The 9,166-nt window shown below is 35.4% G+C and carries 10 protein-coding genes; 3 read left to right on the plus strand and 7 right to left on the minus strand.

All coding sequences use genetic code 11. The features are described from left to right. Positions 1–171 carry a hypothetical protein gene (locus tag B0A64_RS25225; protein WP_165769832.1) on the minus strand — a complete coding sequence of 57 codons (171 nt, stop codon included), beginning with the start codon at positions 169–171 and terminating at the stop codon, positions 1–3. Positions 172–510: 339 nt separating this feature from the next. On the opposite strand from B0A64_RS25225, the gene B0A64_RS16170 reads away from it, so the two are divergent. Continuing rightward, positions 511–1,386 (plus strand): cupin-like domain-containing protein, encoded by an 876-nt coding sequence (locus B0A64_RS16170; RefSeq protein WP_089480550.1) that lies wholly within the window; start codon positions 511–513, stop codon positions 1,384–1,386. A 28-nt stretch (positions 1,387–1,414) separates the two neighbouring features. Here B0A64_RS16170 and B0A64_RS16175 read toward each other — a convergent pair whose 3' ends face one another. Both B0A64_RS16175 and B0A64_RS16180 read right to left on the minus strand, forming a co-directional pair. Continuing rightward, the gene (locus B0A64_RS16175; RefSeq protein ID WP_089480537.1) at positions 1,415–2,047 is read right to left on the minus strand and encodes a DNA-3-methyladenine glycosylase; all 633 of its coding nucleotides are present in this window, start codon (positions 2,045–2,047) and stop codon (positions 1,415–1,417) included. Beyond that, entirely contained in the window at positions 2,040–2,390 is a 351-nt protein-coding gene (locus B0A64_RS16180; RefSeq protein ID WP_089480538.1) for a winged helix-turn-helix transcriptional regulator, read from the minus strand. The genes B0A64_RS16175 and B0A64_RS16180 overlap by 8 nt, the downstream gene beginning before the upstream one ends. Before the next feature lie 104 nt (positions 2,391–2,494). On the opposite strand from B0A64_RS16180, the gene B0A64_RS16185 reads away from it, so the two are divergent. Both B0A64_RS16185 and B0A64_RS16190 read left to right on the plus strand, forming a co-directional pair. Further along, entirely contained in the window at positions 2,495–3,124 is a 630-nt protein-coding gene (locus B0A64_RS16185; RefSeq protein ID WP_089480539.1) for an NAD(P)H-dependent oxidoreductase, read from the plus strand. A 181-nt stretch (positions 3,125–3,305) separates the two neighbouring features. Next, a complete protein-coding gene (locus B0A64_RS16190) occupies positions 3,306–4,445 on the plus strand; it encodes a hypothetical protein (protein ID WP_089480540.1) in 1,140 nt (379 codons plus the stop codon). 145 nt (positions 4,446–4,590) lie between these two features. On the opposite strand, the gene B0A64_RS16195 is transcribed toward B0A64_RS16190, so the two are convergent. From B0A64_RS16195 to B0A64_RS16205, 4 genes are all read right to left on the minus strand, one after another. Further along, positions 4,591–5,616, minus strand: coding sequence for a hypothetical protein (locus B0A64_RS16195; RefSeq protein WP_089480541.1), 1,026 nt, complete (start codon positions 5,614–5,616; stop codon positions 4,591–4,593). A 57-nt stretch (positions 5,617–5,673) separates the two neighbouring features. After that, entirely contained in the window at positions 5,674–6,429 is a 756-nt protein-coding gene (locus B0A64_RS25570) for a sulfatase/phosphatase domain-containing protein (protein WP_244285431.1), read from the minus strand. Between the two features lie 18 nt (positions 6,430–6,447). Further along, the gene (locus B0A64_RS25575) at positions 6,448–7,206 is read right to left on the minus strand and encodes a sulfatase-like hydrolase/transferase (protein WP_244285432.1); all 759 of its coding nucleotides are present in this window, start codon (positions 7,204–7,206) and stop codon (positions 6,448–6,450) included. Between the two features lie 621 nt (positions 7,207–7,827). Continuing rightward, complete coding sequence (locus B0A64_RS16205) at positions 7,828–8,793, minus strand: ROK family protein (RefSeq protein ID WP_089480542.1); 966 nt, start codon at positions 8,791–8,793, stop codon at positions 7,828–7,830. Between the last annotated feature and the right edge of the window lie 373 nt (positions 8,794–9,166).

The following is a 9,166-nucleotide window of genomic DNA, read 5'->3' on the forward strand; positions in this document are numbered from 1 at the left end:
CTATCCCAGTTCTCTAACTCTAAAATATTTTTCACCAATTTTTACTACTTGCGGTTGAGAGCTAACAGAACTTATTTTATGAGCAATTCTAACTAACCCACTTCCAATTTCCGGAGTTCTGTGAGAAACTTTGTTAGTTGATTTTTCTTTTGATTGATCTTCTTTAATCATAAAAATGGTTTTTAACATATCAAATATACAAATAAATTTTAAACTACCTTAGTTTTACAGATTGTTTTACTCTAATCTGCGTGTTTAAAACTACTTAACAGTGTTGACAGTTTCGATAAAAGTACTTATTTTATTGCTATAGTAGTTATTGAAGAAGCGCAAAGACCAAAATATGTAATTAATTTCTTAAAATAACAGCGCTAAATTTCATAGTTGATTGCTAATTATTTATATATTAGCATAGATTCTTACTACCTGTAAGCCATACTTTTGCTTATTGGTTATGTACTCAAAACAACCACGGTTATAGAATCAGAAAATAACTTAAACCTTTTACAGATGGCGTTTGATAATTATATACAGATAGAAAGGGTCGAAAAACTTACCAAAAAGGAATTTATAGAGAATTATTACAAGCTTCAAAAGCCGGTAGTAATTACCAACCAGATCGAAGACTGGCCTGCCTTTACCAAATGGGATTTTAATTTTATAAGAGAGGTTGCAGGAGCTAAAATGGTGCCTTTGTACGACAGCCGTAAAACAGATTATACCAAGAAAGTCAATGAGCCGGATTTTACAATGACCATGTCAGAGTATATTGATATCCTTGAAAAAGGTCCAACTGATCTTCGTATTTTTTTATACAATCTGATAAAAGAAGTGCCCTCGATGAAAGCTGATATGCATTGGCCACGTCTGGGTATCCGACTGCTTAAGAGCATGCCGCTTGTTTTTTTTGGTGGTCAGAATGCCAAAGTATTCATGCATTATGATATTGATTTCCCCAATATCTTTCACGTTCATTTTGAAGGCAAAAAACAATGTGTTCTTGTCGATCCCAAAGAGACAAAATATATGTACCGCTTGCCCTATTCCTGGTTGTGCAATGAGGATATTGATTTTGACAATCCTGATTTTGAACGTTTTCCTGCACTTAGAAAAGTAAAGCCCTATATTACCCAACTTAATCATGGCGAAATGCTTTATATGCCGGAAGGCTGGTGGCACTACATGAAATATCTTACGCCGGGTTTTTCGCTTAGTTTGCGATCGCTTGCCGGCAGACCCTCAAATTTATGGAAAGGTTTTGCAAACGTTGCAATCATTAGGTATTATGATAACTGGATGCGCCGGCGAAAAGGTCAGGAATGGCTGGATTATAAAGATGCCGAATCGATTCGCAGAACCAATGCCGCATTAGAAACAGCAGAATAATGAGGTACAAGATCTTCCTTTAATTTTTTTAAACCTTGTTGGGTTTGCTTACATATTTATTGTCTTTAATAAAAAATCGCCACGGCAAAAGTGCATCTTCCTGAGCATAGGCAACCCCTACACGAGGTACTGCTGCAATTTGATCAGCAGTATAGCGAATACCGTGATCTTCGATCCAGATTTCTTCTCCGGTTAAATCTTTTTCGTTAAAAGAACGGTCAATTCCCAAGGCTTTAGCCGCAGAACCCGGACCAGATGAAACAGCAGCTTTGGTGATCGCCATATTTCGTCTCGCTTCTATAATATCTGTACCTATCAAAGGCTCAATAGCCCTTATCAATACTGCATGCGGTTCGCCTTGTACAGATGTCACAATATTAAAGAGATTATGAATGCCGTAACACAAATAAACATACGAAATACCGCCCGTACTATAAAGTGTTTCAGTCCTGTCAGTGCGCCTCCCGCCATACGCGTGCGAAGCCTTATCCTGTATGCCAAAATAAGCCTCGGTCTCTGTGATTATTCCCGCGGTTATTTGTCCGTTTATTTGCGTAAAAAGTACTTTGCCCAAAAGATCCTGAGCCATAAAAAGTACATCTGGGTTTAGATAATAAGAAAACCCTAATTTGTTTAATTTCTTTTGAGAGGATTCAGACATTATTTTTAATTTTTTCTCTATGATTTAATCCCCATTCCGCTATTACGTTTGTTAGATTTTTAAGCGTAGAACCATATTCGGTTATTTCGTATTCGACCGTTATTGGTTTTGTATCCAATACTTTTCGTACAATCAGATGATTCATTTCTAACTCCTTTAAATCCCTGCTTAACATCCTGCCGGAAATTCCGTTTACGTTTCGGAGCAATTCAGAATAGCGCATCTTTTCAAAACACAGACACGCTATTATAGCGACTTTCCATTTGCCGTTTAGTAAATCCATTACATCATGAATGGCCAATATTCTGTAGTTGCATTCTTTGATTGGGTTGATCTGGTTCATATACAAATGGTTACTCGAATGTTACTATTACTTTTTATTACAAAGTTACCAAAAGTAACCATTATCACATAGTTTTGTCTGCATAATTTTTAAACCATAAAAAAATGAAATTAATAGAAGACCTTAAATGGAGGTATGCAACAAAAAAATTCAGTACAAAAAAAGTATCTGATGGCGATTTAGAAAAAATAATTGAAGCAACAAATTTATCCGCTTCTTCGATAGGAATGCAAACGTACAGGCTTTTTGTAATTGAAAATCCTGAAATTAAAAATGAATTAGGAGAAGGATCATTCAATTCTCAGATTGCCGAAGCACCGCATTTATTGGTATTTGCCGCATTTGATTCGATAACGCAGGAAACGATCGATAACTATATAACGTTTGTTGCCCAGGAAAGAAATTCGAATGTTGATGACCTGATTGATTTTAAAAATATGATTAGCGGTCATCTTCTGGCACGAACTGACGAGGAGAATTTTTTCTGGTCTTCTAAGCAAGCTTATATTGCATTAGGATCTGCATTGATTGCTGCTGCAAGCTTACAAATTGACTCAACACCAATGGAAGGTTTCGATGCCGAAAAACTGGACAAAATTTTAGGTTTGAGACAAAAAGGACTTAAAAGTGTTGTTTTATTAGCGTTAGGATATCGCGATGAAGAAAATGACTGGAATGCCAAACTTAAAAAAGTAAGATTGCCCAAAGAAGTTTTTGCAACCATCATAAAATAAGCTAAAACCTAAAAAATACTTCCTGGTATAAACGCTATAATTTATAAAGCCGTTTATACCAGGAAGTATTTATAAAAATGGCACGTAGCTTTGCCTATTGAAGTTTTTGTAATCATTTTTCTTTCAAAATTGTTTGTATGTTTAGTACTTTAGCTTTTATAGTAACGACTAATATAATAAGATGGAAGATTTAATAGCCGCTTTTATGGAAAAAGATAATTGCGAGCGTATAGGGATTATAGCAGGTACAATCGAAACATTGCTTGAGAAATTCAGTAAAGGAGAATGTACGGAAGAAGAATTGTTTAAATTTCATGAAGATCTTTTTAAAGCTCATAAAAGAGAAATCTTTTATGCACCTGATATGGATTGTGCCAACTGCTACGATTTTTATTATTACTTCAGGTTATTGAATGAGGTTGTAAGTAAAAACATTACAGTCGAAAATCTAATAGAAAAACTCCAGTTTTGTAAAAAAGCCAAGGCTCAGGATGCAATAATTGATCATTTGAGAGGACCTTTGAACAATCTTGACTTACAGCCGTCGAGTTTGAAGATGGAGAACTGCATTTACTTTGATTTTAATATCTATGATAGTATTGAAAAGGAAGGATTGTTAAGTTTGGTAAAAGACCTAAATGTTGTGTATTCGCCTATTCATCTTGAAGAGGTAGCAAGAATGGGTGACAAGCCACATAGAAAGCTTCGCAAAAATACAATTACCAAAGTCACAGATAATAATCTCATTATTCAAATGCAGGATGTTTTTGAGATACATATCCAGGATCCTGAAAAAATTTATGAAAGAGTACTGGATAATCTGGAGTTGTCAGATGCTCTGGAACAGGATCGTCTTATAAAAGCCAATGACAGGAATATTTTTTTTAAAGAAATTTATGAAAAATACCGTCAACATTTGCATTTTATGGATGATGTGTTTAACACAGTAAGTTGGGAAGACATAGGCAAAATGCTTTTTTTTGGCGGATGTTATCTTGGCAAGGAAGATTTTAAAGTAGAGAAAAATAAAACTACACCAGGCGAAATACTTCATAGAATTTATTCGCTTTATAATATGCTGGACAATCTGTCTTTTTTTAGGGATAGGAATAAAAAAGGAAGGGCGTTTAAAAGTGCAGTTTATGATATTGAGCATCTGAGGTATGCAGCCAATTGTCGTTATTTTGTAACAAAAGATGAGAATCTGGCAGCGAGAGCAAAACAGATTTTTCGCTTTATGGATATAGCTACAGAAGTTATTTATATTAGCAAAACATACTCATTACAAACATTTATTCAAGGTTTGGAAGGAAAGGATTAGGTAATCTTTGACATAACTAATGATCTGTATAATAAGCTAAAACCTAAAAAATACTTCCCGGTATAAACGCTATAATTGATAAAGCGGTTTATACCAGGAAGTATCGTTACAGAAACAGTTTAGGATCTCTTTGTCAAAATAAAATTTACTTTACTTTGGCAACAAAAGAGGATATTACTTTGGTGTCAGAACTACTTTCGACTACATAAACTCCCAATAGATTATTGCGATATACAGTATTGGCACTTGTAGCTTTTGAATCTGGAAAATCAATATCGACCCAAGTTGCTTCTCCAAATGTTCCGTCAGGATTTCGACTTACAGATACAAAAGAAGCTCCGGCATGTTGCCCTTCGATAGCAATCCAGTCAGATGGCATATTATAGCTATTGTCTTTAGAAACGGTAATGCCTTCAAAATGGGTAATTACAGACAAAACAGTTTCGTTCTTGTAACTAAAGGATTTTAAATTACTCGTTTTTTTAGTTTTAGCATTATAATCAACAAGAAACGCCTGGCTTACTTTTCCTAATTTGGCGCTGGAATATCCTCCTGCCATTGTATAACTATCTCCGCCATTGTGCCAGATACCATATAAGGTAGTAGTTAATGCGTTTGGTACTTTAAATTCTGTAAATTCTTTGGTAGCAGTATCATACAAAAAGGCATATCCGTTTTTATCATTTTCGACATCATAATTTCCAACAGCGATCCCGCCCATTATGCTGTGAACAAATACATTATTGGTGTTTCCGTTATTGGGTGCTACCTGAACCCATTTTCCTGAGCCATCGATAGGACCTTCATAATAAAATCCGAGATTGCCGCTTGGAGCTTTACCTGCAGGAGTAGATATTTTATAAGATCCTACCACTTGTACAGATCCGTTTGATCCGTTATTGGGCCCGTAACAAGAAGTATTGTTTACCAGTGCCGATGGTGTACTTGGAAAATTTAGAACATGCCATTTTCCCTCATTGCCATTTTCTTTAAGGGGTCCCTGATAAAGTAATCCCTGAACAATATTGTTCTGACCTAATAAACTACCTGCAATGTAAACATCGTCAGATGCTGTAACACCTCGTATTCCTTGTATTGTAGTTTGTCCGGCAGGATTATTGAAAGTAGCGTAATTTACTGCATCGATTTCAAGATTTGTGTTTTGTGACATGATGTGTGGGGTTTTAGTATTATTTATATTTTTAAGATTGTATTTTTAAGAGCAGTTTTAGTTAAACGTAGTGGTACTAAAAATATCTTTTGGTGTATTGACCCAAAGTTTCTCTACTTCAAGCTGATGTAGTTGCTCTTCGAGATCCCTTCTAATTTCGCTGTATGCCGGATCATAAGCCAGATTGGTGATTTCTAGCGGATCATTGATCAAATCATACAATTCATATTGTTTAAAATAAGCTGTTGCGGCATCAAAGTAATAATCAAATTTCCACTTTTCGGTTCTGATACAGCGAATGCGATTTGCAGCTTTTACAATTGCCCAATTACTATTAGAGCCCGCTTTGATATCATCATACGTAAACAAAATACGATGCTGTATAGGAGTGTTATTCTCCATTATAGGCAGTAAACTTGAGCCTGCAAGTCCTGTAGGCGGATTCGACACATTGGCAATATCAATAAGTGTAGGCATAATATCTGCCAATGTGGCTAATGCCATTGATTGTTTGAGATCGTGATCTTTAAATAAAATTGGATTTGATAGTACAAGCGGGACCCGCAATGCTTCTTCGTAAGCAACAAAAGTTTTCTGACGCAAGCCGCCATGTGCCAATCCCATTTCGCCATGATCAGATGTTAAAGTAACAATTGCAGTATCTGCCAATTTGTTTCCGTTTGCATCTTCCTGATACAATTCCTTAATCAGATAGCCAATTTCGTTATCAACATGACTTAACAAATGACCATAAAAATTAATATAATTCAGCTTTTCTTCCGTACTATGAATTTGTCCCAGACTTAATGCCATATTAAGTAAAATTTGTTCCTATGCCATTGGTTTTTTATTTTCAAGCAAATTTTCATTTACAGTAACCGGAAGCCCAATTTCCCGACCGGACCAACTACTGGGATGATACCCTGATGTACCTGCTGATTTAGGATATGCCAAAACATCGTGAGGGTTAACAAGCGAAAGAATAAGGCAATATGGTTTATGATTTCCCGCAGCTCTTTTAGCTTTTACTTCTTTAAGATATTGTATGGCTTCTGCTGTATATCTTGCATCATGGTTGGCATAACCACCACCAAAATTAAGCGGGTTTACATCTTCGCCTGCATCGGGAGCAATCCAGCCCATGGCTCCATATAAGGAAATATCGGCAGCCGTCAGATCTTCATAATTTGTTTTTGTGCCATTGGGGGCTACACCTTTACTCATGTGCCATTTGCCTCGATATTGTACATCATATCCGTCTGCCCAAAGCACATTCATAATATTAGGCAATGTGTTATCGAGGGTGGGCTCTTGTGGAGACAAAAGACCTCCTTCGGTTAGTGTTTGGCTTACGCCATGTTTGGCAGGATAAGTTCCTGTAAACAGAGTAGCCCGACTAGGAGAACACATACACGTATTGCAAAACGCTCTCTCGAAGCTAAAACCGTTTTGCTTTAAGAACGTAAGCGTAGGAAGGTTTTTTTCTTCCCATCCCGGCGGAAAATGTTGTGTAGCACGTTGCTCATCAGTAATGATAAGAATGATGTCCGGCTGTTGTCCAATTTGATTCAGTTTTTCTTTTAAATCCATTGTTTGTTGTTTAAATTATTAATAATAAAGTTATCCGTTGGGTATAATTAATCTTAACACATAGAAACATAGATTTTGGGCCTTTAAAAAAAGGCTTTTCACTTATTTACAACACACATAGCTGTATTGCGATGGTATAATTGATTGATATGAATATAATTTATAAGAATAAAATTACAATAAGAAAACAAGTTTGTACAACGTATAAATACCTGTTTTACAGGAATATAATAAACACAGGTTGGACTTGTAGGCGAGTAATAAAATTTGCAGGAGAAGTAGCGTAAAAAATGAATGTATAAAAAAAAGAGCGTTCCAGAACGCTCTTTTTTTGATTGTAATAAAGCCAATTGTATTTTGACCTGTATATTTTGTAGATAATAATTACCCGTTGGGTGTAATTAACTTTAACACATAGAAACATAGCTTTTGGACCTTAAAAAAAAAGGCGTTTCACTTATTTAAAATGCACATAGCCTGGTTATGTGAAGAAATGTATTTCTATTTGCATTCTTTTTAACTAAAAAAATCTATGTTTCTATGTGTTAAATATTTTGAACCCAAGCGAAGCGAACAGACGAAGTAATTAAACCCAACGGGTTAGTAATTCTTTCTAAAACTTTATTTTGTTGCGTATTCGGCATTTTTAAATTTTTGAAAAGCATTGGCACAGGCACCTAATAAACCTGCTTTATTACCCAGCGTTGCGGCTACAATTTGGGTATTAGAAAAAGAAACCGGAATTGCAGCTATTTTTACTCTCTTTGTCAATTCGTCGATATAAAACTGACCCGCTTCGCTAATGCCACCGCCAATAATAACTTTTTGCGGGCTAAATATGTTGACACAATTTACGATTCCGCCTGCTAAATAATCAAAATGATGTTGCATGGTTTTTATTGCGTGGGCTTCGCCGGAAAGATATTTTTCGACTATCGTTTTACCATCAACATTTTCTTCGGCAAATTTGTTTTGAGATTTATAATATTTGATTAGTGCAGTAACAGAAGCGTATGTTTCTAAACAACCACGTCCGCCACAAGCACATTCAATACCATTTTGCTGAATAACGGTGTGACCTAATTCTGCACCACGATTTTTATAACCGCCAAAAAGTTTTTTATTGATCATAATAGCCCCGCCAATACCTGTACCAATAGTGAGAAAAATAGCATCTTCACTATCTTTTGCGGCACCATACATGACCTCGGCAAGTCCCATTAAGTTTGCATCATTGTCAATCACGATATGATGCCCGGTTAAATCGTTTAGAATTTTACCCAAAGGCAATTGTTCAAAACCGGGCAGATTAACTCCGCCACCCACGATTACATCATTTTCGATCAAACCCGGAAAACCAATTCCAATACCTACAATAGGTTCGTTTAACTGATCTGTACATTGGGTGATTGCATCGACAATGAGGTTTATAATCTCTTCTTCGGTTTTGGCTTCGCTGAGGGAAACTAAAAAAGAAAAAAGAATTTCTCCAAGTTCATTAACAACGCCACATTTAAGTGATGTACCACCAATATCTATCCCGATTGCATACGATTTTGACAGTTGTGTATTGATTAAGGTATTCATAATGCTAATTTTATTATTTTATTTTAGTGGTGTGCCATTCAAAAACAGGCATTAATTATTGCAACGATTTTGCTCTTCTTTAAAGCATAAATGCCGGATGGCAAGTTCTGCATTAATGTGCAAAAATCAGGTAATTTTCTAAAAAAAATAGCAGCTTATTTTAAGCTGATTCCTATTATGACTTAGGTTTATTTAATGATTTTGCAAAATATTACCATAATTGAGATTAATCTGACGTTAAAATTGAGTTTTCTTTAGTCGTCATATTTTTTTCAGGATTTACTTTTGATCTAAAAAAGGGTAGGGTGTAGGGACATAATTAAGGAATTACGCTTCTATATCAATATCATTAAGTTAAGAAAAAACAGATAAA

The organism is Flavobacterium araucananum (genome assembly GCF_002222055.1).
GTDB classification, from domain to species: Bacteria; Bacteroidota; Bacteroidia; order Flavobacteriales; family Flavobacteriaceae; genus Flavobacterium; species Flavobacterium araucananum.

What these genes read in the sequence shown, in the direction of transcription:
- B0A64_RS16175 (WP_089480537.1), bottom strand. Translation starts at nt 2,047, where the DNA reads ATGTCTGAATCCTCTCAAAAGAAATTAAACAAATTAGGGTTTTCTTAT.
- B0A64_RS25575 (WP_244285432.1), bottom strand. Translation starts at nt 7,206, where the DNA reads ATGGATTTAAAAGAAAAACTGAATCAAATTGGACAACAGCCGGACATC.
- B0A64_RS25570 (WP_244285431.1), bottom strand. Translation starts at nt 6,429, where the DNA reads ATGGCATTAAGTCTGGGACAAATTCATAGTACGGAAGAAAAGCTGAAT.
- B0A64_RS16180 (WP_089480538.1), bottom strand. Translation starts at nt 2,390, where the DNA reads ATGAACCAGATCAACCCAATCAAAGAATGCAACTACAGAATATTGGCC.
- B0A64_RS16185 (WP_089480539.1), top strand. Translation starts at nt 2,495, where the DNA reads ATGAAATTAATAGAAGACCTTAAATGGAGGTATGCAACAAAAAAATTC.
- B0A64_RS25225 (WP_165769832.1), bottom strand. Translation starts at nt 171, where the DNA reads ATGATTAAAGAAGATCAATCAAAAGAAAAATCAACTAACAAAGTTTCT.
- B0A64_RS16190 (WP_089480540.1), top strand. Translation starts at nt 3,306, where the DNA reads ATGGAAGATTTAATAGCCGCTTTTATGGAAAAAGATAATTGCGAGCGT.
- B0A64_RS16195 (WP_089480541.1), bottom strand. Translation starts at nt 5,616, where the DNA reads ATGTCACAAAACACAAATCTTGAAATCGATGCAGTAAATTACGCTACT.
- B0A64_RS16205 (WP_089480542.1), bottom strand. Translation starts at nt 8,793, where the DNA reads ATGAATACCTTAATCAATACACAACTGTCAAAATCGTATGCAATCGGG.
- B0A64_RS16170 (WP_089480550.1), top strand. Translation starts at nt 511, where the DNA reads ATGGCGTTTGATAATTATATACAGATAGAAAGGGTCGAAAAACTTACC.